Raw genomic sequence first — 23,660 nt, 5'->3', positions numbered from 1 at the left:
CGGCCAAGTTAGAACGACAGCAAACGAAACGCACAAATACATGGTTACACAAACCAGCATACGCTATTTCAAGGACAGCAAACATTCCTGGGGAGGAAGCTGGATGGCGTCACGCTACCACGAGGTCTATGACGGCTGGAAACGCGACCCGGAAAAATTCTGGGCCGATGCCGCCGGCGCAATCGACTGGTTCTCGCCCTTCGAGACGGTGTTCGACGCCAATGCCGGCGTCTATGGCAGGTGGTTCGTTGGCGCCTCGTGCAACACCTGCTTCAATGCCGTCGATCGTCATGTGGCGGGCGGCCGTGCCGACCAGATCGCGTTGATCCATGACAGCGCGATTTCGGGCACAATCAGGAAATTCACGTATGCCGAGTTGAAGCGCGAGGTGGTCGCGCTGACCTCGGTGCTCAAGAATCGTGGCATCCAAAAAGGCGATCGCGTCATCATCTACATGCCGATGGTACCGGAAGCAGCCTTCGCAATGCTTGCCTGTGCGCGGATCGGCGCCGTGCATTCGGTGGTCTTCGGCGGCTTTGCCTCGCATGAGCTCGCCACCCGCATCGACGACGCCAAGCCGAAGCTGATCATCTCCGCTTCCTGCGGCCTGGAGCCAGGGCGCGTCGTTGCCTATAAGCCGCTGCTCGACAAGGCGATCGAGATGTCGCGGCACAAGCCGGAAAGCTGCCTTATCCTGCAGCGCGACCAACTGCGCTGCGAACTCAGGGAAAACCACGATATCGACTATGCCGACGCCGTGGCGCGGGAGCGGGCCGCGGGTGCCAATGTCGACTGTGTTCCGGTGCTTGCCACCGATCCGCTCTACATCATCTACACGTCGGGCACGACCGGCCAGCCGAAGGGAATCGTGCGCGACAATGGCGGCCATATGGTCGCGCTGAAATGGTCGATGGAAAACGAGTTCGGCGTCAAGCCGGGCGAAGTGTTCTGGGCGGCTTCCGATGTCGGCTGGGTGGTCGGCCATTCCTATATCGTCTACGGCCCGCTGCTGCATGGCTGCACAACGATCCTGTTCGAGGGCAAGCCGGTCGGCACGCCCGATGCCGGCACCTATTGGCGTGTGATCGCCGAGCATGGCGTCGTCGCGCTGTTCACCGCGCCAACCGCCTTTCGCGCCATCAAGGGACAGGACCCGAGGGGCGAATTCGTCCCGAAATACGACCTGTCCAAATTCCGGACGCTGTTCCTCGCCGGCGAGCGCGCCGATCCGGAAACCATCAAATGGGCGGAGCAGAAATTGACCGTGCCGGTGATCGACCATTGGTGGCAGACCGAGACCGGCTCGCCGATGACCATCAACCCCGCCGGACTGGGCCTGCTGCCGGTCAAATACGGCTCGCCCGGCGTGCCGATGCCCGGTTATGACATCCGCGTGCTCGACGATGCCGGGCATGAGGTCAAGCGTGGCACGCTTGGCAACGTCGTGGTCAAATTGCCGTTGCCCCCCGGCTGCCTGCCGACGCTGTGGAATGCCGACGAGCGGTTTCGCCAAGCCTATCTCGACGAGTTCCCCGGCTTCTACAAAACCGCGGATGCCGGCATGATGGACGAGGACGGCTATCTCTATGTCATGGCTCGCACCGACGACATCATCAATGTCGCCGGCCACCGGCTATCGACCGGCGCCATGGAGGAGGTTCTGGCCGCGCATCCCGACGTCGCCGAATGCGCCGTCGTCGGTATTGCCGATGCTATGAAAGGCCAGGTTCCACTCGGCTTCGTCGTGCTGAATGCCGGCGTCGACCGCGACGCCGGCATCATCGAAAACGAGGTTGTCACCCTGGTGCGCGAACGGATCGGCCCGGTCGCTGCCTTCAAGACGGTGGTGACGATCAAGCGCCTGCCGAAGACGCGCTCCGGCAAGATCCTGCGCGGCACCATGCAGAAGATCGCCGACAAGGAGGAATGGGCCATGCCGGCAACGATCGACGACCCGGCCATCCTCGACGAGATCACCGCCGCGCTGAACCGCCGCGGCATCGGCCTGTAAGGGGCGCCGAAGCCGAGTTGCGTCCGAAGCTCCGGTATGGAACGACCGGCGCCGGACGTGGTATCCACGCGCGGTGTCGTCATGTTGTTTCGGAATCGAGACGCACCCACAGCCATGCGAGATGCCATACGTGACCCTGTTCCAGCGATCGAGAAAGCCCCAGGCCGCGGCACGCCAGCGGCTGGAGATCGATATGCGGGGCGCAGTCGTCTATGCGATCGGCGACGTGCATGGCTGCTACAAGGAACTCCGCGCCCTGGAGCAGAAGATCCTGCTCGATTCGGCGCCCTTCGAAGGGCGCAAGCTCATCATCATGCTTGGCGACTACGTCGATCGTGGACCCCAGTCGGCGCGTGTGCTCGATCATCTGCTGGCGCCGCCGCTCCATGATTTCCAGCGCATCTGCCTTGCCGGCAACCACGAAGTCGTGATGCTGAACTATCTCGACGGGATCATTTCGAGAGAGTCGTGGCTGGCAATAGGCGGCCTGCAAACGCTGTTTTCCTACGGCGTCGACCCGGAGCGCATGGCCGATCTCTACGGTTCAAGCGAGGAGGTCGACAGGCGCATTCGGGAGATCATCCCCGCCGACCACGTCAGTTTCATGCGTGCGCTGCCGGTCATGGTCTGTTCGGCGAAATTCGTGTTCGTCCATGCCGGCATCAGGCCCGGCATCGACCTCGCCGCGCAGGACGAGGACGACCTGCTGAATATCCGTTCGGACTTCTTCGACGCTACGCATCTTCTCGACCGCTATGTCGTGCACGGACATACGCCGGTCGACACTCCGAAGCTCGAGGGACGCCGGCTTGGCATAGACACCGGCGCCTTCCAAACCGGCCAGCTGACCGCCCTCAGGATCATCGACAACCGCGCCAGGTTGATATTTTCCTGAGCGCGATGTCGTCGCTCAGGCGGCTGCCTTGGTGCGCGCTTCCGATTTTTCCAGATAGTAGCTCGAATATTTGTCGAAGAATTTTTCCGAGCCGCCGATCGCGCCATATTTGGCCAGCTTCTTCAGTTCGACCTTGTTCAGCACCGCGCCAATGATCTTCTTGGCGATGTAGGGCTCCGAGCTGAGCATGGATTGCACCATCGCACGCGGCGTGCGTCCCCACTCGGTGACCAGCACGAAGCCGTCGACAAGCGGAGCGAAGGCCTTGGCGTCGACGACAGGCCCGAGCGGCGGCAGATCGACGATGATGTATTCGAAGGTTTCCTTGGCGTTATCGATGAAACGCCGCATGCCGGCTGAAGACAGAAGCTCGCTGGTATGCGAAAACTGGCCACGCAGGACGGCCGGGATGATAGCCAGCTTGGTCTGCCGGTCGATCTTGCCGACCGACTGCCATGTCTGCCCGCTCACCACAGCTTCCATCAGGCCCTGCTCGGCCTCCATACCGAGGCTGCGGCTGAGGCCGGGATTGCGCAGGTCGCCGTCGATCAGCAGCGTTTTCGATCCGTTGACGGCAAGCAACCCGGCAAGATTGGCCGCCACCGTCGACTTGCCTTCGCCGGGAAGCACCGAGACCACGCCGATGACCCGGCTGCCCTGGCCCTCCATGACGACGTCGAAGGCGATCTTGGCGTTGCGCAGCGTCTCTGAGAACATCGATGCCGGTGCATCGACGGTTACCCGCATCCGCGCACGTTTTTCGGCTGCCGACAATGTTTTGGAGGGCTGGGATTTGGAGGACTTGGCGGTCTTGGATTCAACGACTTTGACGTCAGGCTGACCGCCATTGCGCTGGTCATCCTTGCCAGCCTTGCCGATGACCGGCAGGTAGCCGAGGAATTTGAGGCCGACACGGTCGCGCACATCCTCGCCGGTCCTGAAGAAGCGTTCCCTGAATTCATTCAGGCCACCAACCCCTGCGCCCATCATTATGCCAAGCGCCAGCGAAAGCCCCAGCACGATGGCCGTGCGCGGGGTTGCGGCCGACTGCGGCATCGTCGCGTCCGAGATGACCCGGATCTTGCCGACCGGGAAGGATTGCTGCTGGGCGGCCTCCTCATAGCGGTTCAGGAACGTCTGGTAGAGCGTCGACAGCGCCGTCGCCTTTTGGTCCAGCTCACGCAGCTTGACCTGCGACTGGTTGTCGATGGAGCTCTTGCCAGCCGCCAAGGCGACATTTGCGCGGAGCGCGGTTTCGCGCGCCAGAGCGACCTCGTATTCGTTACGGTAGCTTTCGGTCAGTTGCTTCAGCTCGCCGAAAATCTGCGCCGATATGTCGGCCTTCTCCTTGGCGAGCGCGACGGCCTGCGGATGTTGCGGGCCGAAATTGGCTTCGACGTCCTGCTGCCGCTTGGCGACGGTGAGATAGCGGTTCTTCAGCGTCGTGATGACGGAGCTGCTCGGCTGGTCGTTCGATATCGCGGCGTCCTTGAATGCATTGTCCGAGCCGCTTTCGACGATCGACTTGTACTGCTGATAGCGGGCGCCGGCACGTGCGGTATCGGCCTGCGCGACGATCAGCTGGGTGTTGAGATCGGACAATTGCTTGTCGCTGATCAGCTGGCCGTCATTGACGGCCAATCCGTGTTCGGCCCTGAACTTTTCGACCGCTAATGCGGCCGCCTGGGAGCTCTCACGAAGCTCGGTCAGCCGGCCTTGCAGCCAGACCGCCGCCCGCTCGGTCGCGTCGAAGCTGGCATCGAGCTGATCGGCGAGATAGGCGTCGGCATAGGCCTTGGTGATGGCGGTCGCAAGCGCCGGATCCGTCGCCTGGAAGGAGATGCTGATGACAAAGCTTCGGCCGATCCGCTCGGCGTCGAGTTGGTTCTGCAGTTTGAAGATTGCATAGTCGCGGGGCGACGACGATGCGGTGATCGCGTCACGCGTCGCAGCATCAAGCTGAGTGACATCGGTTGTGCTAGCGGCGCGCTTGGGGCGGACAGACTGGATGATACCGCGCACAAAGCCAGCAACCTTCGACAGGGCCGATGTCGGAGGGTTCATGAAAGCGTCGTTCTGATCGAGCTTCAGCTTGTCGACGACCACCCCAGCCAGCCTGGCCGACTGTAGTATTTCGATCTGGCTCAGAACGGCGGAGTCGGTCTGCATGCTGACCGACGCCGCCGAAATGTCGTCGACGACCTTGTTCAATCCTTCGTCGATCAGCACGCTGCTCGTCGCCACATAGGTAGGAGGCGTCGTCTGCAAATAGAGCACGCCGAGAAAGAGACCGATGACGGCGCAGGCGGCAACCACTTTCGCCTGCCGCGCGGCCATGCCAAGCAGGCGCTCGATGTCGATGAAGTCTTCGGCGTTTGCCGCATTAGAAGCCGGCAATGGCGTCCTCTTGTCGACAGGAAAATTGGCATAGTTCATCTTCGGTCCAATTCTAGTTTGCAGGCGCTACCGCCTCGAAGGTCGGGACATAGGGTGCAAACCTTGCGCCGGACAGTGCGCGTCGCGCGCGGCGCAACGGCCTGTCCTGCGTCATCAGCCGCACCCACAATGCCTCGAAAAAATGGACATTATGCGGCTTCTTCCCGACGCTGATGCGACCGTACGAATTCCTGCAGCATCTCGAAGATCGGGCCCTTCATGTCCTCCCGCGCCAGCGCGAAAGCGACATTGGCCTGGATGAAGCCCTCCTTCGAACCGCAGTCGAACATGCGGCCGTCGAAAGGCTGGGCGAAGAAGGCCTGGGTCTGTGCGAGACGCACCATTGCGTCGGTCAGTTGTATTTCGTTGCCGGCGCCGCGCTGCTGGCTGGCCAGCAACGAGAATATCTCGGGCTGCAGGATGTAGCGGCCGTTGATGTAGAAGTTCGACGGCGCGTTGGCAGGAGCCGGCTTTTCGACCATGGCCGTCACCTCGAAGCCCGTGCCGACATCAGCGCCGCGCCCGACAATGCCGTATTTGCTGGTCTCGGTCGGATCGCAACGCTCGACGGCGATAACGTTTGCGCCAGTCTGCGCATAAAGATCGGCGACCTCGGCGAGACACCCGCGCCCGCCGAAGGACACCATGTCCGGCAAAAGCAATGCGAAGGGCTCGTCACCGATGACTTCGCGCGCGCACCAGACGGCATGGCCGAGGCCTTGCGGCGACTGCTGGCGGATGAAGCTCGTCGCGCCGGCGACGGGAAGCAGGCTTTCAAGCGATTCGAGTTGCGCCTTCTTGCCGCTCTGCTCCAGGGTTCCGGTCAGTTCAGGATGTAGGTCGAAATAGTCCTCGATCACCGCCTTGTTGCGGCCGGTGACGAAGACGATGTGCTCGATGCCGGCCTCGAACGCCTCGTCAACCGCATATTGCACGACAGGCCTGTCGACCACCGGCAGCATTTCCTTCGGCATGGACTTGGTCGCCGGCAGGAACCGCGTTCCGAGCCCCGCCACCGGTATGACTGCCTTCCTGACTTTTTTCATTGCATGTTCCTTCTGAGGAGATCGATTTCAACCCTGTCGCAGGCGGCGAAACTGTCTTCATTCACCTGCAGCCCTTCACCTCCCCGCCACCACGGCAAACTGTGCCGCTACCCTTCGCAGCCGGACGGCGATCGGCATGCTCATATGCCGAACCGCCGCCGGATCGCTGAGCGCCGTCCATATCGCCTTGAGCGGGGACCGCGCCTTGATGTGCTGGACCAGCGACAGGAATGATGCCGCCCGGCGCAGGCTGCGAGCGCGCCTGGCGAACGCCGCCTCGGCCGCAGCATCCATGGAATGGGTCGCGGCGAAGGTGGCATCGGCCCTGCGCATCGCCTCGACGTGATGAAGTTCGAGCACCCGGGAGATGGAACCGGTGCGAATGTGGTAGATATAGCCCGTCGTCGGCTCGACCACGCAATTGCCGCCTTTAGCCAGAGCACTGGCCAGGAGGATATAGTCTTCGCCAATGATCAGGCTTTCATCGTAACGAAGCCCGTTCTCGTTCAGGAACCGGCGCTGGAAGATCGGCTTGAGGTAGCCGAGATTGAACCTCGATTCGAAGAGGACATTGCCGCCGATGAAATCCGCCAGCGAGATTGAACCGAGGCCTTCCAGATAGTCGGCCGGGAACATCGTCTCTTCGGCAACGCCATCCTCGCGAACGACCTGCAGATTATCGACCGCGATCTCGGCGCCCGCTTTCTCCGCGCGTTCGATCATGGTGCAGAGTCGCCCGGGATAGACCGCGTCGTCGGAATCGAGGACCGCGACCCACCTGCCGCGTGCAAGCTCAAGGCCGGCATTCCTGGCGCCGCCGGGGCCACGGTTTTGCTCAAGCGCGACAACGCGTACGATGTCTTCGGGGTACGATCTCGCCAGGTCGAGCGTCCGGTCGCGCGACTTGTCGTCGACGACGATGACCTCGACGCTGATATTGCGCTGGGCGACGGCGCTGGCAATCGCCCGATCGATGGTCGCCTCGGCATTGTAGGCGGCAATCACGAAGCTCACGTCAGGCTGCACGCTTGCCCCCTTGCTGCGGCGAAGACAGGCCGTATTGGCGGATTTCACGAACCCCGACGAGGCCGCTGACGACGCCGACATGCATAATGCCGCGAAGCAGGCTGCGGTTCCGACGTACGGGGTCGATGGCGACCGGAATTGCCGACAGGAAACTGTAGGCGGCCTTTGCCGCGGCAATGCCGACCTGCTTGAGCCGGGCAAGGCCGTGTGCGTTGCGCCCCAGAAGATGACCGTGCGTCTGCCCAACGCGGAACCGGCGGCGGCCGAGCCAGTCGAATGCCGCCCTGGCAGGTGGCACCGCTTCGTAGACCCAAGCCTCCGGCGAAAAGGCGATGCGGCCGCCGGACTTGACCATCTGGTCGAAAAATTCCGTATCTTCGCCGCCGGTCTGGCCACGTGCCAGGCTGAAGCGCCGGCCGCGCAGGCTCTCAGCGCCAATCCTGAGCAGGACGTTGCAGGTGTAGCCGGTGCGGATTTCGCCGCTCACCCAGACCGGCAAGGTCGAGTGGAAATCGCCTTTGCGCATCCAGGCGGGCGCATCCGGCAGGTAACGGGCTTGCACCGGCCCAAGCACCGTCGCAGCACCTGTTGCTTCCGCCGTCGCCACCAGTTCGGCAAGCCAGCCAGCGGTGGCCGTCTCGTCGTCGTCGATAAAGGCGACGAAATCCGCCGCACTGGTATCGAGGCAAGCGTTGCGCGCGATCGAGATGTTGCGGGCCGGGGCGTGCCGGTAGGTCACCGGCAGCTTCAACTCCCCCGCCAGCTTGGCGACCAGCGTTCCGGCCGTCGGCGTATCGTCGTTGTCGGCGATGACGATACCGACGTCGAACCCCGCGGGCATGTCCATGACCGCTATGGAGCGAAGCGTGTCGGCAAGCTCCGGCCGGCGGAATGTGCAGACGCAGATATCGATGCTTCGATTTTTCCTGAGGGGGTCCATCACGCCACCCCGCGCTGCGGTCGCGGTGCGAGCAGTTGCAGCCAGAAACCGACCGACCAGCCGAAATGCATGACCATTGCCGAGACCCCGGCAAGCGCAATGTCGGCTTTGCGCTGGCTGACGGCGGTCCAAAAGCCGTAGCCGAGGCAGACCGACGCCCATAGCAAAAGCGGCACGGCCGCCAGCCAGTGGACGAAGGAAAAGGCGGCGAGAAGAACCACGGGGAACACCAGAAGCGGCACCATCTGCCGGATCTTCGGGATCATGCGGTGCTTGAGAACGTTCTTCGCCCGGCCACGGCCATAGCCGAGATATTGAAAATAGAGGCCCTTCAGCGAGGAGCGCGGGTAGTAGACCATTTGCGTCTTGCCGGTCATCCAGATGCGGTAGCCGGCCTGGCGGAGCCGATAGTCGAGTTCGGCATCCTCATTGTGGCTGAAGGTTTCGTCATAGCCGCCGACCGCGGTGAAGGCCGATATCCGTATCAGTGCGTGGTGGCCATGATCGACCCATTCCCCCGCCGAAAGATGCCGGTGCTTGGAGCCGCCGGTGCCGAGCCTGGAGTTCTGCGCCGCTGCCGCTGCTTTCTGAACCATGCCGCTGCCACTGGTCAGCATCGAGACGACGACCGAATCCGCACCGGTGGCCTGCGCTTCTTCGACCAGCCGGTCGCAATAATCCGTAGGATAGCCGCCATGCGCGTCGATGCGAATGAGATAGTCGACGCCTTCCCCGAACCTGGCGACGGCGAGATTGATTGCCGCGCTCTGCAAGCGCTTTTCATTGTGCAGCAGGATCACCCGCTGATCTTTTGCGGCGATGTCCGCGACGATCGTCCTGGTGCCGTCCGTGCTGCCGCCATCGGCAACGATGATCACGGCGCCCAGCCTCTCGGCCGCAGGGCGGAGCTCTCGAAGCAACGCGCCGATATGGGCTGCTTCGTTCAGGCACGGAACCACGATCATGCAGGATGGAATTTCGGTTTGCGTCATCGGCAGTCCTTCTATGCCAATGCTTCGGCAGCATATGGACCGGGAGCCGCAGTCAGCCCGCGGAGCTTTTCGACGAGCGCCCGGCAATCGGCGCGGTCGTAGCTCCATATGCGCGGATTGCGGGCGAGAACACGCGCCCTCAATGTCTCGAACCGATGCTGCTCCATCGTGCCGACGGCGGCTTCGAGCGCCTCGGGCGTGGCTTCTGGCAAAAGAACCCCTATGCCTTGCCGGTCAAGGAACCGGCCGGTTTCGGTGGCTCCCATCGAAATCGGCACGGCTCCGAAGCGGCAGCCCTCATAGAGCCGATTGGGCAGCAGCCATTCGGAGTTCAGGCCCTGCTCAAAAAAGTCGATGGCCCAGGAAAAGTGGACCTCGCGATAGATCGCCGCCATATCCTCGGGATTGCGGTAGGGCCCGCCAAACGAGAGCCAGGGTTCCGATTCGACGAAACCGTGGAAATCGGGAAATTCGGACAGCGCCGGCCGGCCCCTGAGGACGATTTCAAAGCGGCCGTCGAGGCGGCGCGAAAATTCGGCCAGAAGCTCCAGGGAGCGACGGCAGCGAAGCGCCCCGAACCAGCCGATCCGCCAAGGCGGCGCTACGGGGTTCTCCGGCGCCGCGCGGTCATCCAGCGAGGCCGCGGCTGGCTCGAAATACTTGTTTTCGAGCAGTTCGACCGGGGCGGCAATCTGTCCGAACGGCTTGAAATAGTTGGCGATGAAGGCCGGAGAGCTGGTCACCAGAAGCTTCACATCCCTGGCCAGGAAGCGTTCTGCGCCGCGCATCGCCCAGCCCAGCGGATCGTCGCGAAGCAGCAGGCGATGGATATCCAGGCACTCGTAGACGATCGGCACCGTTGCCTGGAAAGCCGACCTGGCGCGGCGGGCAAGCGCCAGCATTTCCAGATTGCGCGCGATAATGAGGTCGGGCCGTGGCATTGAGCCCAGCTTCGAGCCGGTCGAGACGACTGCCTTCATGATCGCGGCCAGACGTTGGGCGAATCGGCCATCACGAGTCGGGCCGAGATCGATCGGCTGCAAGCCCTCGACATCAGCAACTGCGCTTGCCGTACGACGAAAGCCCGCCAGCGTAACCTGGGCGCCGCCTGCCTTGAGCATTATGATCCGCCGGCGCACTGCCGGGTCGGAGACGTCGTGTACCAAGTACAAGACATGCAGCATGAAAACTCGACCGCTGTTGGCCCGCCCGCGACAATGCTAGTACAGCTCTTGCTGCATCGCAACATTTTTGGTTGCAGCGTAGCAAAGATCCCCGTTTTTTGTTGCACTGCAAAATCGATGGGTTAATCTCGCTCTGCTTGGGCCACATGGACCGCGCGTTGGCCTGCCATCGGGCTGCGCGCCAATAATCACGACGCGAGGACCATCCTTGGCGTGCAGCATTTTCGGCCAACCCGCCTGCAATCCGCCCCTTCGCACCCGTCGATGGAAGCACGGGACTACTCACGAAATGAGGTCATTCCATGAAGATCGCGGTTGAAAACACCGTCTGCCTGAATACCGGGGATGCAGCGATTCTCCTGGCGATCCGCCATGTTTTCAAGACGATCGTGCAAGACGATATCCAGTTCTACGTCTTCGACAGCCAGCCGGAGGTGGCGGCGAGGCTCTACACGAAGAAAGAGTATCCTGATCTCGAATTCCACAAGCTGCTGTCGGAATCGCTGTTCCGCTACAAATACGGCAGCGGGCTGAAGAACCTGTTCAAGCCGATCTACAATCGGCTCGTCCTCAATGCCCTGCGGCGGTTCGGCATCCGCGGCGTTCTCGGGCGTTTGTTCAGCTCAAGCAATCGCCGTGGTCTCGAGATCTACAAAGACGCCGACCTCGTGGTCACGACAGGCGGAACCTATCTTGTCGAGACTTACAATCTGGAACGGCGACTCAATCAATTCCGGATCGACGCGATTCTGGGCAAGGACCCCGTCTTCTTCACGCAATCGCTCGGCCCGTTCAACAAAAGTTACAATCGCCAGGAGTTGAGCCCAATCTTCGATCGGAGCCCGCTCATCCTGCTGCGCGACGAACGTTCGCGAGGCCACATTGTGGACATGGTGAAAGACCCCGGCAAATGCCACGTCGTGGCCGACGCCGTCTTTGCCCTGGCCGACACCGACAGGATCGGAAAAATTCTGGCCTCCGGCCAGTCGGCGACCGTCACCGGCCGCGTCGCCATTTCCGTCCGTCACTGGAACTATGTCAGCGACGGCGAGGGCGGCATGCGCCGCTACATCGACTCGATCCGCGCGATCGCGACCATCCTGGTCAGGGACCACGCCAAGGAGGTCACCTTCGTCTCCACCTGCCAGGGCGTGCCGGAATACGCCCATGATGATTCCAAGACGGCGCGGGCTATCGTTGCCGAACTCGATCCGGAGATCGCCAAGCATGTCAGCGTGGACGCTTCGTTCCACACGCCGGAGCAACTGATGGCACTGGTGAAAGGCTTCGACTTCGTTGTCGCAACGCGCATGCACATGATGATCATGTCGCTCTGCGTCGGCACGCCGGTGCTGCCGATCGCCTATGAATTCAAGACCAAGGAACTCGCCAAGCGGATCGGCGTCGCCGACCTGCTGCTCGACATCGACACGGTGACGCCCGAGGAAGCGAGCGAGAAGCTCGGCAGACTTACCGCCAATCTCGACCTCTATCGCAGGACGAGCCTTCAGGCAGTGCTTGAGGAGCATGCGTCGGCGATGTCGGCAGGTGAGCTTTTGAGGCCGGTGATTGCCGGCCTAGCGGGCGTTGCGCATGGCGCTGGAAAGCGTGGTGAACAGGGCGCTGCGCGACTGGCGAAGGGCAAGCATGAGGACCAGGCCGATCGAATAATTGAGGGCAACCGCCAGGACCACCGCGAGCAGGTCTGACTGGCCGGTCAGCGATGCCGGCAACTCGCGGTACACGGACCAGGCAAGCAGCGACGACGCGATGAAAAGTCCCTGCATGACCAGGAAGTCGGCTGCGGTCACCGGGCCGACCCGGTGGACAAGAACGGCAAGCACCGGGACGCGCAGCACATAGCCGCTGATCGCATAGGCCGCCGCGACACCGACGGCGCCCCAGTGCAGGCCGATGATGAAGGCGGCGACCGTCGTCAGCGACGAGTAGATGCCCCAGTGGAACATGGTCTTGGTCTTGCCCTGGCAGATGAAGATCCAGCCGGTGGTGCTCGAGACGGACTGGATCAGGCTGGCGATGCCCAGCCAGGCGAAGATCGGCGCCACCGCTGTCCAGCGCTCGCCGAAGAGAAGCCCGACGACCTGGTCCGACGTCAGCGTCAGCGCCGCGATGCCGGGCATAGTGATGGCCGCCAGCATCCAATTGGTTCGCACATAGATGTCGCGAAACCGCGCCTTGTCCTCATGGATGCGGCTCAGCAGCGGCACCATCACGCGTGTCAGCGGCTGGTTGATGTTCTGCAGCGGAAACAGCAGGAGCTTGTAGGCGCGGTCATAATAGCCGAGCTCGATCGCGCCCGAATATTTTCCGATCAGGATGTTGTCGAGATTGCGCGAGAAGAAGTTGGCCAGATTGAAGCCGGTCAGATTGGCGCCGAAGGACAATATGTCGGTATCGACCTTCAGGTCCGGCCGCGACGGCGTCCAGCGCGCCACCTGCCATGCCGCGGCCAGCGCGACAACAGCCGATACCGCAGGGCCGATGACCAGCGACCAGTAGCCCAGCCCCGCATAGGCGGCGATTGCGGTAGTCGCAAGTCCGGCAGCAGCGGTTATCACGTCGTTCAGCGCGAGCTGGCCAAAGCGCAAGTGACGGTTCATCAGCGCCAGCGGCACCGCGGCGAGGCTGCCAAGCAGCAGCGGCAAGGCAGAGCCGATGGTGATCCCGACCATGCGTTGATCGCCATAGAAGGCAGCGATGGCGGGCGCCAGGCATGCAACCACCACGGCACTGCCCAGCCCCACCAGCGCACTGATCCAGAATACCTGGTTGAGCTGCTCGGTGCTGATATCCTTGCGCTGGACCACGGCCTGCTGCAGGCCAAGGTTTTGAAGCAGCCCGACAAAGGCCACGATCGGCCCGACGGAAGCCACCAGGCCGAAATCCTCGGGCACGAGCAGACGCGCAAGCACGATGACGGAGAGAAACTGGATCGCCATCTTGAAGCCTTGCGCGCCGATCGTCACCACGCCGCCGCGCAGGGCGACGCGACCGAACTGGGGGGGCGGGTTGGCGTTCATGCCGGCTGCCTGGCTTCGGCCAGCTGGGCAACGATCTGCGCAAAACGTTCGTTGAGTACGTCCGCGTTGAAATCCTGCTCGATCTTGCGGCGCGCCGCACGTGCGATGCGCTCGCATTTGTCCGGGTTCTCGGCCACCCAGACAAGCTTGCGGGCCAACGCCGCAACGTCTCGCTCCGGTGCGAGGAAGCCTGTCTCCTGATCCTCGATCAGTTCGGGAATGCCCGAGTGATAGGTGCTGACGACGATCAGCCCGGCGGCCATAGCCTCCATCAGCGCCACCGGAATACCCTCGAGATCGCCGTCTCGCGCGGCAACGCTGGGCAGCAGGAATACGTGGGCATCGCGCAGGCACTGCTTGACCTCGGCGTGCGGACGCGGCCCGAGGAAAGTCACCCGGTCGGCAATGCCGAGATTTGCGGCGAGCTTCTTCAACTCTTCCAGCAATTCGCCGCCGCCAATCACCGAATAGACCCAGTCGCGCCGCGGCAGGCTGGCGAGGGCGCGAAGGGCGAATTCGATGCCCTTCTTTTCGGTCAGCCGGCAGACCGAGATGAAGGACAGCGTGTCCCGGTCCCAGGAACGCCAATGGTAGCCGATCTCACCGAGCCGCACGCCCATATGGTGAACCATGACTTGCGCCGGGGGTGCTCCGACGCCGATCAGGGCGTCGCGGAAAAACGCGTTCACCGGGAGCTGGAGAACGCCCTTGTCGAAGACAACCTTGTAGCGCGTGAGCGTGTTGTCATGCAGCGGTTCGCCGACATCGCGGCCGTGGAATATGGTCACCAGCGGAGCGGAAATCCGGCCTCGTTTCATGGCGCGGGCGACGCGCATGCCGTTATTGCCGAAATGCGCGACGATCACATCGGCGTTCTGCAATTTGCGCGCAAAAGCGATGTCGATAGCGGTCGAGAGCTTATCCCAGAACCTGCCCGACCATCTCCTGAGCGTCGGGCGAAAGCGCCCCAGCCCGCCCCACCAGCAGACGACCTTGCCAGGGAGAGCCTGCCAGCGGCGATCGTCGATGTTGCTGTCCTTGCCGAAGGACGTCTCGTTGCAGACGACGCCGACTTGCATGCCGCGCTCGAGGCACCCTTCTATCTGGTCGAGGACGAAGGTCTCCGACAAAGAGGGGAACTTATCAACTACGAAGCAAATCTTCATCGGATGGACGATCTTTCGAGGCCGGTCGGCGATCTGCTCGCGCGGATGAGGGCTGACGCCCGTCGCCACCGTGCGAGGCGCCTCAAGCGTCTGGTGTTGTGCGTGTCTTTGTCCCAAGGCAGCTCCCACCCCGGTCAGGCGCGAGAGCCGGCTTTTGGGCAACGTGCATGGCTTTGGACGAAATGCATCAGGCGGCACGCTCCAGCGCGCCTTGCCTGGCGCGGTCGAGAACGCCGAGAAAAGTCGCGAACTGGCTGTCGGGGTTCATTTGGGGCCGCTCCGAAAACAGCTGCGCCGCCGCCGACAGCCGATCGTACTCGGCCTTGTCGCTCCATAGTCGCCTGACCGCGGCGACCCAGTCGTCGAGCGGTGCATCATAGTCGAGCACCACGCCGCCGGCGCCAATCGCTTCCGGCAGGCCGCCGCGACGGGACCCGACGACTGGAATGCCGCTGCAATGGGCCTCGGATGCCACCCGCCCCCAGGCTTCTTCCCATTTGCTGGGCGCCAGCAGAATCTTGGTGCGGCCATAGACGGTCTTCATGTCGCTGGTGCGGCTTTCCAGCCTGACGTTGCGCAGCGGGGCGATGATCTGTTCGATCTGCGCCCGATGGTCGTCGTCGAGCTTCCAGCTTTCGACGAACAGGAACGGAATTTCTGGGCATTGGCCGGCGATGCGCACGGCGAGTTCGAACCCTTTTTCATTGTAAGGATTGATCAGCGTGACGAATTCACCGGTGGTCGGCGTGCTGTAGAGCCCGGGATTGATGGTCGGCGGGATCACGGTCGAATCGATGCCGAACCTTTCCTTATAGGTGCGCGCAGTGAATTCGGAGTTGGCGATATAAAGCGCCGAATGCAATTCGCGCAGGTCGCCGGCCAGTTCGTGGAATTCGACGTTCCGCAGATAGACCACCAGCGGCACGCCGAGCGCCTGCAGCGCCTTTCCGATCGGCACCGATTTGTGGCACTGCACGACGGCGACATCGGGATCGAGCCGTTCGACCGCGAAGCGCGCCGCCTCCCAGGGAAACCATGCCCGCACGACCGGATAGCCGGGATAGCTGTCGATGACCGCTCGCTGGCGAAGCAGCTTCATCTTGGCGCGCGCCTTGAAGCCGAACATGCCGTCACCGAACAGCGCCGCCAGAACCGAGGCGTCATGACCGTGCTCGCGCAGCTGCTCGACCAGATGATGCGTGCTCGACTGAACGCCACCGCTGAACTGCGGCGTGTAGCCGTTGCCGCCCGCAAACAGAACTTTCATGGACCTGGCTCCTTGCTGGACCGCCCTAGCGTCACGCCGCCATTCTGCCGATGCTGTGGTATTCGATGCCGTGGCGGGCGATGACCTTGGGGTCGTAGAGATTGCGTCCGTCGAAGATGACGGGCGTGGTCAGCGCGTTCTTCAGCGCATCGAAAGACGGCGCGCTGAAGCTTTTCCACTCGGTCACGATCAAGAGCGCATCGGCGCCTCGCAGCGCGGCCTCCTTGGTGCCGCACAGTTGCAGGTCGTCGCGCAGCCCGTAGATCGCCTGGCATTCCTGCATCGCCTCCGGATCATAGGCCTGCACATTGGCACCAGCGGCCCAGAGCGCTTCCATCAGCGTGCGGGCCGGGGCCTCGCGCATGTCGTCGGTATTGGGTTTGAAGGCCAAGCCCCACAGCGCAAATGTCTTGCCTTTGAGATTGCCCTTGAAATAGCGGTCCACCTTCTCGAACAGGACCGACTTCTGCTGGTTGTTGCGCTCCTCGACGGCACGCAGCAGCTTGGCGTCGAACTTGACGGCCTCGGCGGTCTTGATCAGGGCACGCACATCCTTCGGGAAGCATGAGCCGCCATAGCCGAGGCCCGGATAGATGAAGTGGTAGCCGATCCGCGGGTCGCTGCCGATGCCCTTGCGGACCTCCTCGATGTCGGCACCCAGTTGCTCGGCTAGGTTGGCCATTTCGTTCATGAAGCTGATCTTGGTCGCCAGCATGCAATTGGCCGCGTATTTGGTGAACTCGGCACTGCGCACATCCATCACGATCATCTTTTCGTGGTTGCGGTTGAACGGCGCGTAGAGCTCGCGCATCACCGCCTCGGTGTCCTCGTTGCTGGTGCCGACGATGATCCGGTCGGGCTTCATGCAGTCGCTCACAGCGGACCCTTCCTTGAGGAATTCCGGATTGGAGGCGACGTCGAAAGCCAGATCCTCGCGCCCGCGCGCCTTCAGCGTTGCGGCGATCCTGGCCTTTATCCTTTCGCAGGTGCCGACGGGCACGGTCGACTTGCCGACGACGATCTTGGGCTCGTCCATCTCACGACCGATGGCCTCGGCGACGGCCAGCACATATTTGAGGTCGGCCGAACCATCCTCGCCCGGCGGCGTGCCGACGGCGATCATCTGGATCTGGCCATGCTTGATCGCCGCGGCGGCGTCGGTGGTGAACTTGATGCGGCCGGCGGCATGGTTCTCCTTGACCATGCTTTCGAGCCCAGGCTCGAAGATCGGGACATGACCCTGGTTGAGCCGCTCGACCTTTTTTGCATCGATGTCGACGCAGACCACCTGATGGCCGACTTCGGCAAGCACCGCCGCCTGTACAAGACCGACATAGCCGATTCCAAAGACAGTCAAATTCATTCGGTTTCATTCCTGTTCAAGGTTTCGGGCCTGTTCGAGCTTCGGTTTTCCGACCACCTTCGGCCCGGCCGGTTCAGATGCGCTTCTAGTTTGTGTTGCATGCCAGCGATTCGGGGAATTGGCAGGGCTGGCCAAGTGCGGTGAATGCAACGCGATCCACCTGCATGGTGAGCTTGCGGCCGGGATCGGAGAACGGCCCCATCCAGCCCTTCATTGTATCGCTGCCCCAAAGGCTGAAATAGATCCTTTGCGAATGGGTGGGCAGCTTCGCCGGATCGGTGATCTCGTGGACAAGCTTGCCGTTGACGTACCAGCGCAGCCGGTCCTTTTCCCAGACGAAGGCGTAGTCGTTGAAGGCCTTGTCGGTGCCGCCAGCGACGTCGACCAGTTTCTCGTTCTTGCCTTTGCCGGCTATGTAGGCGTTGACCTGAACCTTGGACGTGTCCTTGGTCAGCACCTCGAAGTCGATTTCATCATGCGGCTGCTTGTCGGCATCGCCGACGAAGCTGAAGAATGCCGCGTTGACGCCGGAGCCCGTGTCGGTCTTCATCCGCGCCTCGTAAGTGCCGTAGCCGAAGCGCTGCTTGGTCTGGATCTCGGCGCAGGCGAATTCGCGATCCTTCAGCTTGCGCTTCTCGAAACCGAGCGTCAGCATGCCGTCGGAAAGCCCGATCAGGCTTTTGGACCAGGTGCAGTTCTGATGCTTGCCGTTCGTCCAGCCGTCGGAAATGTACCAGCGCGCGCGACTGAGGCTGGTGAAATCATCGACAAAGGACGGCGCGGTTGGGAGATCCTGGGCGCGCACGGGGACCAGGCCCGCAACCATGCTGCCGAGAACGACCAGCAGAAACGCGCCGTCTGAACGGAGCCGCCGCAGCTTGCCTGGGATCGGGCGCGTGAACGGGGTGCCTCGGGTTGCCGGGGCGGGCGTGCTTTTAGGATCTGCGTTCATATCAAACTCACCTTGTGCTGTGCGCCCCCAAAGCGATCGTTCGAACCGTGACGAAACAACCTGATCTTGACCTCTGTCGCTCCCAAGCTCCGTGTTGTGCCTAAAACCATTGCGCCGACTCGGGGTGTTCGCTCAGCCTGTGCCGGAATCGGCGGGCTTCACAAAATCGGTCCTTATGTCGGGGCCGTTCTGCCGATTCTCATCGAAGATTTCATCCAGCGAATGACGGAGATCCTTCATCATCTGCTTCTGGCGCGAGAGCGCCGCGATGCGTCGCTCGCAATTCAGGATCGACCTGGTCAGTTCGCCGACTTCGGAGGACTTGCGGGAGGAGACCGCTCCGTTCTCCATGGCCTCGACCAGGAAGGCGGCATTGGTAGCCGTTGTCCTGTAGCGGTTCTCAAGCCCGTTCTTCTCTGCCTCGACCTCGGCCGAGATCTGGTCCAGCAGCTTTGCCAAGCGATCGAGGCGCGAGGTGTCGGTCTGCGTGTCGCGCGCCGGATCTCTCGATCGGAAGCGAAAGATCGAGGCCATGCAGTCAGCGCCCCATCATCGTCGAGCTGGTGACCGGCCTTGGCGCCCGTCCGCGTTCAAAAGACATTTCTTGCATCGTCCAGCTCCTCTGACAGGGGGATATCTTGGGCCAGTTCGGTTGGCCGTCCAAAATTGCTGCACCGCAACATAGATTGCCATTCCCTGCGCGGATAGGCAACCACCTAGATCGTAAACTCATGAATCTCGTTGAAACCGTCCGAGCCGACCGAAGGGTAAGGGAGTAGCTACCGCCGTCGCACGTTGACGGGCCTAGCTTTCGCTGGCCGTGCTGGTTCCGGCCATGAGGAAGCGCAGCGGCGGCACATGCTGACGCTTCGCGGCGAGGCCGGCGCGGCGAAACAGCGCATCCAGCTTATCGGAGGCGACGCCGCGGACGACGGCTGTGAGGTTGGACGAGCCGGCCAAGGCGTAGGCCGCGGCCGGCGCCAGCCCGCGCTCAGCCTTCACGTCTAAAAACTTCCGCAACCGGTATTTGTCGCGGATGTGCCGCTCGTGCCTTCTCAGCGCAGCCTTCGATGCCTCCGGCAAACTGTCGATCGCAAGCAGTGCCAGGTCGGCATCGGCCAGATGCTTCAGGTCCTGGGTCTTGTGCCGTCCGCTCAGCGAATCGGCGCGCACGATCGCGCCGTAGCCACAGGATTTGATGACCTTGAAGCGCGCGCCATGGGCAACCGCGCGCGCATAGAGTTCATAGTCTTCACCCAGGCGCAGCTTCTCGTCGTAGCGCAGCCCATGCCGATCGAGAAAGGCGCGGCTGATCACTGGCTTGAGGAAGCCCAGTTCCCCGCGTTGCACACGGCGCCTGGAGATGTTGGCGTCGATGAAACCCTCGAAATCGAGGAATTCCGGCTCGGGCGAGAACGGTGGAGCAACGATTTTCGAAACGTCGGTTGCCGCGTCATCCCTGACAAGCATGATATTGTCTGCGGCGAAATCCCAATCGGTGCTGGCGAACAGTCTGTGAAACCTGCCTTCGAAAAAGAAATCATCAGCGTCCAGAATGCTGATGAACGGCGACCTGGAACCGGCTATCGCGGCGTTGCGTGCAAAGGATGGGCCGCGATTGACGTCGAAGCGGATGACGGAAAGGCGGCCCGTGCCGTCGCCGGCCGCGTGGGCGACTTTCGCGGTATCGTCGGTGGACGCGTCGTCGACGACGACAACTTCCGCAACCTCAGGCTCGCGTAATGCCGATGCAATGGCAGCCGGGATTGTCCGCGCCGCATTGCGGGCGGCGATGATCACGCAGACCTGGAATGATGTCATGGACATGCCTCTCGATTGCAGAAGTCGTTGCGGATTTCCTCGCCCCGTCCGCTCAATGCCCCACCGCCCATTCTGAAATGCATCGGCCCAAACGCCTATGCTGCAAGTGCGAAGCAAGCATCGCCAAAATCATCGGCGCCGTCCAGTTTTTCATTTTGCTGGGTGTCATGGCCCGGTTGGGCAGGCGGCGAGCCTCAATCGGGATGGCTCCAGAAATGCGCCGCTTTGGCAGAGCCGTTCCTACACGCTCTATAGAGCGCTCGACTGGCAGAAACCAGTTGCTGATCCTCGCCGACCGGACGGCGGCGGGGCGGAGCGAGCGCGTCGAGGCCCGCAGTGTCAAGGAATTGAAAGAACAGGAATGCCGACTGCCGGTGTTGTTGAGGCGAGCAATTCGTCAGAGGACCGGCGAGCTTAACCACAGGTCATATGGACATCGCAGACCGCGGCCAGGCCCGAAATCAGTGAAGGCCTCTCCTGGCGCTGAGTTTCTCGCCTTCGGCCGCTTCGTTCGAACTCAGCTTTCGTTCAGCGTCGCGAATTTTGTCGGCCGGGGTCGGGGCATTTCTGGCGACCATGGCAAAGACCAGCAGAAAATAACCCAGTTGGATGACTATGGCACAGCCGATGACGCGAAACAGCGTCGTACCGAGCGAGGCGCCGCCCAAATAGGACCAGACGATCACGATCGCCAGCGCAAAACACATTCCGATAATGAACTTTGGCAGTGACATACCCGATAGCCCATCAACCGGCTCGGGAAAAAATGTCGACAAGCCCACCCCGAGCACCTCCCTTAAACTCTGCGAGCTTATTTAGGTTGCCCGCGTCTGGCCGGTTGCTTCCGGCCTAGCCCAATCTGTCCATAGTCCGACAGAAACAATTTACAACTCTATTGAGCCGCGCAATAGGCGGCAAGGGCAGCTGCGGAATAAATTTTAAACGAATCCTCGGGATCGACTCTGCCATGGTGCAACGCACACGTCGGCATCACCACTGATTGCCGGATATCGACTCGCTCCAGTATGATTCATAATATTGAATAGTATTTTATCATAACATCAGTCATTATCTTGAAATTCTAAATGACGGCAAAGCTCCACAGGAGGGTATAAAGAGCGATTCGCCTAAAATCAGCCCAAAAATTGGACTAGCTTTTCCAAAATTGCCCATAATCTGTCTCTTTTGCGACATAAATGGGAAATTTTGTGCAGGACGAGTTTATTATTTAGTCAGTTCATGACGCGACTATTACAGCCGTCTGAGAAATTGTGTGTTGCGCTGCAACATTTTTTTGGTATCGTGCGGTAAACCATCCGTTCAACGTATGGAGTTTACGCATGAGGGACGTAGCCAAGCCGGCCGATGCGGATTTTTCGCAGGCCGGCGTCGATTTTCCGCCACCGATTGGCGGCCTGCTCAAACGCAGCTTCGATATTGTCGGTTCGCTGATCGGCCTGGTCGCTCTCAGCCCGCTGTTCGTAATGATAGCGCTGCTTGTCAGGTTTTCCGATGGCGGGCCGATTTTCTATGGTCACAGCCGAATCGGCCGCGGAGGACGGATTTTTCCGTGCCTCAAGTTCCGCACCATGGTTCCAGACGGCGAGCGGGTGCTTGCTGCCTATCTCGCCGCGAATCCGGAGGCCAACGCCGAATGGATAGCGACCCGCAAGTTGAAGAACGACCCGCGGATCACGCGCGTCGGAGCGGTGCTGAGGAAGCTCAGCCTCGATGAGTTGCCGCAGATCATCAACATCCTGCAGGGGGATATGAGCCTGGTCGGGCCTCGTCCCGTGGTGCGCGATGAGCTGGAGATATATGGCAATTCGGCCGTCTATTACCTGAAATCGCGCCCCGGCCTCACCGGGCTTTGGCAGGTCAGCGGACGCAACGATGTTTCGTATGACAGCCGCGTCGCATTCGACAGGCACTATGTCGAGAACTGGTCGATGTTCGAAGACATTCGCATCATCATCAAGACCGTACCTGCGGTCTGGATGTCGCGAGGCTGCTACTGACGGCCGCTTGCTGGCCGTGCATCGAGGAGCGACTGTCCAGAATTCGGGCCCAGAACTCAGGCCCCTAACTCAGGCATCGGCAGCTCATCGGGCGGGGCAAACCAGATCGGAAACGCTCAGTTGAAAGCAGATATAATCGATATCTTTTGCACCGGCATTCTCTCCAGACGCATGCGGCGAGTACGGCTTTTGACGACTTGCCTTACAATGGCGACCGGCCTGACGCTGTCGCTAGCCCTGCCACAGTTTGCCTTCGCCGACGACTATCGCCTAGGAGCACAGGACAAGCTGACCATCCGCGTGGCGGAATGGCAGACCGTCGAAGGCACGTTCCGTGACTGGTCGGCCATCAATGGAGAATACACGGTCGGCCCCGCTGGAACCTTGTCGGTTCCCTTCGTCGGCGAGATGCCCGCATCCGGCAAGACGACTTCGGAGATCGCGGCATCGCTCGGTGAGGCGCTGCAGCGCAAGCTCGCTCTGGCCGACAAGCCGGAGGCTTCCGTCGAAATGGCGCAGTACCGGCCATTCTACATCTCTGGCGAGGTGCAATCGCCCGGCCAGTATCCTTGTGTGCCTGGGTTGTCCGTGCTGAAAGCGATGAGCATTGCCGGCGGAGCCCGGCGGAACCCGGAGAGCGGACAGCGCTACGACCGCGACCTGATCAATGCCAAGGGCAATTTCGACGTACTACAAGACCAATTGGTCAGGCTGACCGTCAAGCGCGCCCGCATCGAAGCGGAACTAGCGGACAAGCCGACATTCGCGGTGCCGAAAGAGGTGGCCGACGATCCGAAGCTGCCCAGCATCGTTGCCGATGAGACGGCGATCCTGGCGGCCGACCAGAAGAAACTCAAGCTGCGCTTGCAGGCGCTCGACGATTTGAAGGCACTGCTGCAAAGCGAGATCGATTCGCTGCAGAAAAAGATCGTCAACCAGCAGAAGCAGGTTGATCTGGCGAAGGAGCAGCTCAACGGCATCGGCTCGCTGGCGCAAAAGGGGCTGGTCGTCAACACGCGGGTTTTGAACTCGCAGCAAACCATCGCCGACCTCGAGGGCCAGATCCTGGATTACGAAACGGCGATTCTCACGGCCAAGCAGTCGATCAGCAAGGCCACCCAGGACGCCATCGATCTCGAGAACACCCAGAACTCCAGCCTCGCGACCGACCGGCAACAGACGGAAGCCGATCTCAACGAGGTGACGCTGAAGCTGAATATGGAAAAGGCCTTGATGTCCGAAGCCTTGTCGGGCAGCCCCATGCCGCAATTCTACGGCAACAACGAACCAGCGGCCTTGTCATTTTCCCTGGTGCGGGTGGTCGACGGCAAGACCAGCGAAATCACCGCCGATGAAGACACGCCGGTGCTGCCAGGGGACGTGATCAAGGTCAAACCGGCGCCCATGGCCATCCAGTAGCTTCTTTCCACCGGAGCAAAGCACCAACCCCGCAGGCAGCGGTCTGCGGGGGGTTTTTGCGTTTGGGATCTTATGGGTCAGAA

The 23,660-nt window shown here is 61.6% G+C and carries 18 protein-coding genes and 1 pseudogene; 5 read left to right on the top strand and 14 right to left on the bottom strand.

Going from position 1 to position 23,660, the window contains the following annotated elements:
- The first annotated feature begins 103 nt into the window (after positions 1-103).
- Both NKI16_RS09610 and NKI16_RS09605 read left to right on the top strand, forming a co-directional pair.
- On the top strand, positions 104-2,011 hold the full coding sequence (locus NKI16_RS09610) for a propionyl-CoA synthetase (RefSeq protein ID WP_352568341.1): 1,908 nt from the start codon (positions 104-106) through the stop codon (positions 2,009-2,011).
- A gap of 193 nt (positions 2,012-2,204) precedes the next feature.
- On the top strand, positions 2,205-2,906 hold the full coding sequence (locus NKI16_RS09605; RefSeq protein ID WP_352568342.1) for a metallophosphoesterase family protein: 702 nt from the start codon (positions 2,205-2,207) through the stop codon (positions 2,904-2,906).
- Positions 2,907-2,921: 15 nt separating this feature from the next.
- Here the strand turns inward: NKI16_RS09605 and NKI16_RS09600 are convergent, their stop codons facing one another.
- The 6 genes from NKI16_RS09600 to NKI16_RS09575 form a co-directional block, all read right to left on the bottom strand.
- Positions 2,922-5,342, bottom strand: a complete 2,421-nt coding sequence (locus NKI16_RS09600) for a polysaccharide biosynthesis tyrosine autokinase (RefSeq protein ID WP_352568343.1) — start codon at positions 5,340-5,342, stop codon at positions 2,922-2,924.
- 149 nt (positions 5,343-5,491) lie between these two features.
- Positions 5,492-6,388 carry a UTP--glucose-1-phosphate uridylyltransferase GalU gene (gene galU / locus NKI16_RS09595; protein WP_352568344.1) on the bottom strand — a complete coding sequence of 299 codons (897 nt, stop codon included), beginning with the start codon at positions 6,386-6,388 and terminating at the stop codon, positions 5,492-5,494.
- A gap of 75 nt (positions 6,389-6,463) precedes the next feature.
- Positions 6,464-7,414, bottom strand: a complete 951-nt coding sequence (locus tag NKI16_RS09590) for a glycosyltransferase family 2 protein (protein ID WP_352568345.1) — start codon at positions 7,412-7,414, stop codon at positions 6,464-6,466.
- Positions 7,404-8,354 carry a glycosyltransferase family 2 protein gene (locus tag NKI16_RS09585; protein ID WP_352623307.1) on the bottom strand — a complete coding sequence of 317 codons (951 nt, stop codon included), beginning with the start codon at positions 8,352-8,354 and terminating at the stop codon, positions 7,404-7,406. The genes NKI16_RS09590 and NKI16_RS09585 overlap by 11 nt, the downstream gene beginning before the upstream one ends.
- Positions 8,354-9,346: a glycosyltransferase family 2 protein gene (locus NKI16_RS09580; RefSeq protein WP_352568347.1), complete on the bottom strand. Its 993-nt coding sequence runs from the start codon at positions 9,344-9,346 to the stop codon at positions 8,354-8,356. Before NKI16_RS09580 ends, NKI16_RS09585 begins: the two co-directional genes overlap by 1 nt.
- A gap of 11 nt (positions 9,347-9,357) precedes the next feature.
- A complete protein-coding gene (locus NKI16_RS09575) occupies positions 9,358-10,530 on the bottom strand; it encodes a glycosyltransferase family protein (protein ID WP_352568348.1) in 1,173 nt (390 codons plus the stop codon).
- A gap of 302 nt (positions 10,531-10,832) precedes the next feature.
- Here NKI16_RS09575 and NKI16_RS09570 point away from each other — a divergent pair.
- Positions 10,833-11,885 (top strand): annotated as a pseudogene (locus NKI16_RS09570) (polysaccharide pyruvyl transferase family protein); the annotation flags it as partial.
- A 222-nt stretch (positions 11,886-12,107) separates the two neighbouring features.
- On the opposite strand, the gene NKI16_RS09565 reads toward NKI16_RS09570, so the two are convergent.
- The 8 genes from NKI16_RS09565 to NKI16_RS09530 form a co-directional block, all read right to left on the bottom strand.
- The gene (locus NKI16_RS09565; RefSeq protein ID WP_352568349.1) at positions 12,108-13,571 is read right to left on the bottom strand and encodes a lipopolysaccharide biosynthesis protein; all 1,464 of its coding nucleotides are present in this window, start codon (positions 13,569-13,571) and stop codon (positions 12,108-12,110) included.
- Positions 13,568-14,854 carry a glycosyltransferase gene (locus NKI16_RS09560; protein WP_352568350.1) on the bottom strand — a complete coding sequence of 429 codons (1,287 nt, stop codon included), beginning with the start codon at positions 14,852-14,854 and terminating at the stop codon, positions 13,568-13,570. The genes NKI16_RS09565 and NKI16_RS09560 overlap by 4 nt, the downstream gene beginning before the upstream one ends.
- A 70-nt stretch (positions 14,855-14,924) precedes the next feature.
- Positions 14,925-16,004, bottom strand: a complete 1,080-nt coding sequence (locus NKI16_RS09555) for a glycosyltransferase (protein ID WP_352568351.1) — start codon at positions 16,002-16,004, stop codon at positions 14,925-14,927.
- A gap of 31 nt (positions 16,005-16,035) precedes the next feature.
- A complete protein-coding gene (locus tag NKI16_RS09550; protein WP_023676312.1) occupies positions 16,036-17,367 on the bottom strand; it encodes a UDP-glucose dehydrogenase family protein in 1,332 nt (443 codons plus the stop codon).
- A gap of 85 nt (positions 17,368-17,452) precedes the next feature.
- Positions 17,453-18,319, bottom strand: a complete 867-nt coding sequence (gene exoK / locus NKI16_RS09545) for an endo-1,3-1,4-beta-glycanase ExoK (RefSeq protein WP_023676311.1) — start codon at positions 18,317-18,319, stop codon at positions 17,453-17,455.
- Between the two features lie 132 nt (positions 18,320-18,451).
- Positions 18,452-18,853 carry a hypothetical protein gene (locus NKI16_RS09540; RefSeq protein ID WP_023676310.1) on the bottom strand — a complete coding sequence of 134 codons (402 nt, stop codon included), beginning with the start codon at positions 18,851-18,853 and terminating at the stop codon, positions 18,452-18,454.
- 270 nt (positions 18,854-19,123) lie between these two features.
- Positions 19,124-20,146, bottom strand: coding sequence for a glycosyltransferase family 2 protein (locus NKI16_RS09535; protein WP_023676309.1), 1,023 nt, complete (start codon positions 20,144-20,146; stop codon positions 19,124-19,126).
- Between the two features lie 455 nt (positions 20,147-20,601).
- Positions 20,602-20,931 carry an exopolysaccharide production repressor protein gene (locus NKI16_RS09530; protein ID WP_245274682.1) on the bottom strand — a complete coding sequence of 110 codons (330 nt, stop codon included), beginning with the start codon at positions 20,929-20,931 and terminating at the stop codon, positions 20,602-20,604.
- 549 nt (positions 20,932-21,480) lie between these two features.
- Between NKI16_RS09530 and NKI16_RS09525 the strand changes: the two genes are divergently transcribed.
- Complete coding sequence (locus NKI16_RS09525) at positions 21,481-22,158, top strand: sugar transferase (RefSeq protein ID WP_023676307.1); 678 nt, start codon at positions 21,481-21,483, stop codon at positions 22,156-22,158.
- Positions 22,159-22,365: 207 nt separating this feature from the next.
- Positions 22,366-23,577: a polysaccharide biosynthesis/export family protein gene (locus NKI16_RS09520; RefSeq protein WP_084641075.1), complete on the top strand. Its 1,212-nt coding sequence runs from the start codon at positions 22,366-22,368 to the stop codon at positions 23,575-23,577.
- Positions 23,578-23,660: the final 83 nt, after the last annotated feature.

The organism is Mesorhizobium sp. M0698 (assembly GCF_040320455.1).
Taxonomy (GTDB): Bacteria; Pseudomonadota; Alphaproteobacteria; order Rhizobiales; family Rhizobiaceae; genus Mesorhizobium.
Note: the sequence above shows the minus strand (reverse complement) of the source record. Positions and strands in the feature narration are given on the sequence as shown.

Coding starts and splice junctions, on each gene's coding strand:
- NKI16_RS09610 (WP_352568341.1), top strand. CDS start 104: ATGGCGTCACGCTACCACGAGGTCTATGACGGCTGGAAACGCGACCCG.
- NKI16_RS09605 (WP_352568342.1), top strand. CDS start 2,205: ATGCGGGGCGCAGTCGTCTATGCGATCGGCGACGTGCATGGCTGCTAC.
- NKI16_RS09600 (WP_352568343.1), bottom strand. CDS start 5,342: ATGAACTATGCCAATTTTCCTGTCGACAAGAGGACGCCATTGCCGGCT.
- galU (WP_352568344.1), bottom strand. CDS start 6,388: ATGAAAAAAGTCAGGAAGGCAGTCATACCGGTGGCGGGGCTCGGAACG.
- NKI16_RS09585 (WP_352623307.1), bottom strand. CDS start 8,354: ATGGACCCCCTCAGGAAAAATCGAAGCATCGATATCTGCGTCTGCACA.
- NKI16_RS09580 (WP_352568347.1), bottom strand. CDS start 9,346: ATGACGCAAACCGAAATTCCATCCTGCATGATCGTGGTTCCGTGCCTG.
- NKI16_RS09575 (WP_352568348.1), bottom strand. CDS start 10,530: ATGCTGCATGTCTTGTACTTGGTACACGACGTCTCCGACCCGGCAGTG.
- NKI16_RS09565 (WP_352568349.1), bottom strand. CDS start 13,571: ATGAACGCCAACCCGCCCCCCCAGTTCGGTCGCGTCGCCCTGCGCGGC.
- NKI16_RS09555 (WP_352568351.1), bottom strand. CDS start 16,004: ATGAAAGTTCTGTTTGCGGGCGGCAACGGCTACACGCCGCAGTTCAGC.
- NKI16_RS09550 (WP_023676312.1), bottom strand. CDS start 17,367: ATGAATTTGACTGTCTTTGGAATCGGCTATGTCGGTCTTGTACAGGCG.
- exoK (WP_023676311.1), bottom strand. CDS start 18,319: ATGAACGCAGATCCTAAAAGCACGCCCGCCCCGGCAACCCGAGGCACC.
- NKI16_RS09540 (WP_023676310.1), bottom strand. CDS start 18,853: ATGGCCTCGATCTTTCGCTTCCGATCGAGAGATCCGGCGCGCGACACG.
- NKI16_RS09535 (WP_023676309.1), bottom strand. CDS start 20,146: ATGTCCATGACATCATTCCAGGTCTGCGTGATCATCGCCGCCCGCAAT.
- NKI16_RS09525 (WP_023676307.1), top strand. CDS start 21,481: ATGAGGGACGTAGCCAAGCCGGCCGATGCGGATTTTTCGCAGGCCGGC.
- NKI16_RS09520 (WP_084641075.1), top strand. CDS start 22,366: ATGGCGACCGGCCTGACGCTGTCGCTAGCCCTGCCACAGTTTGCCTTC.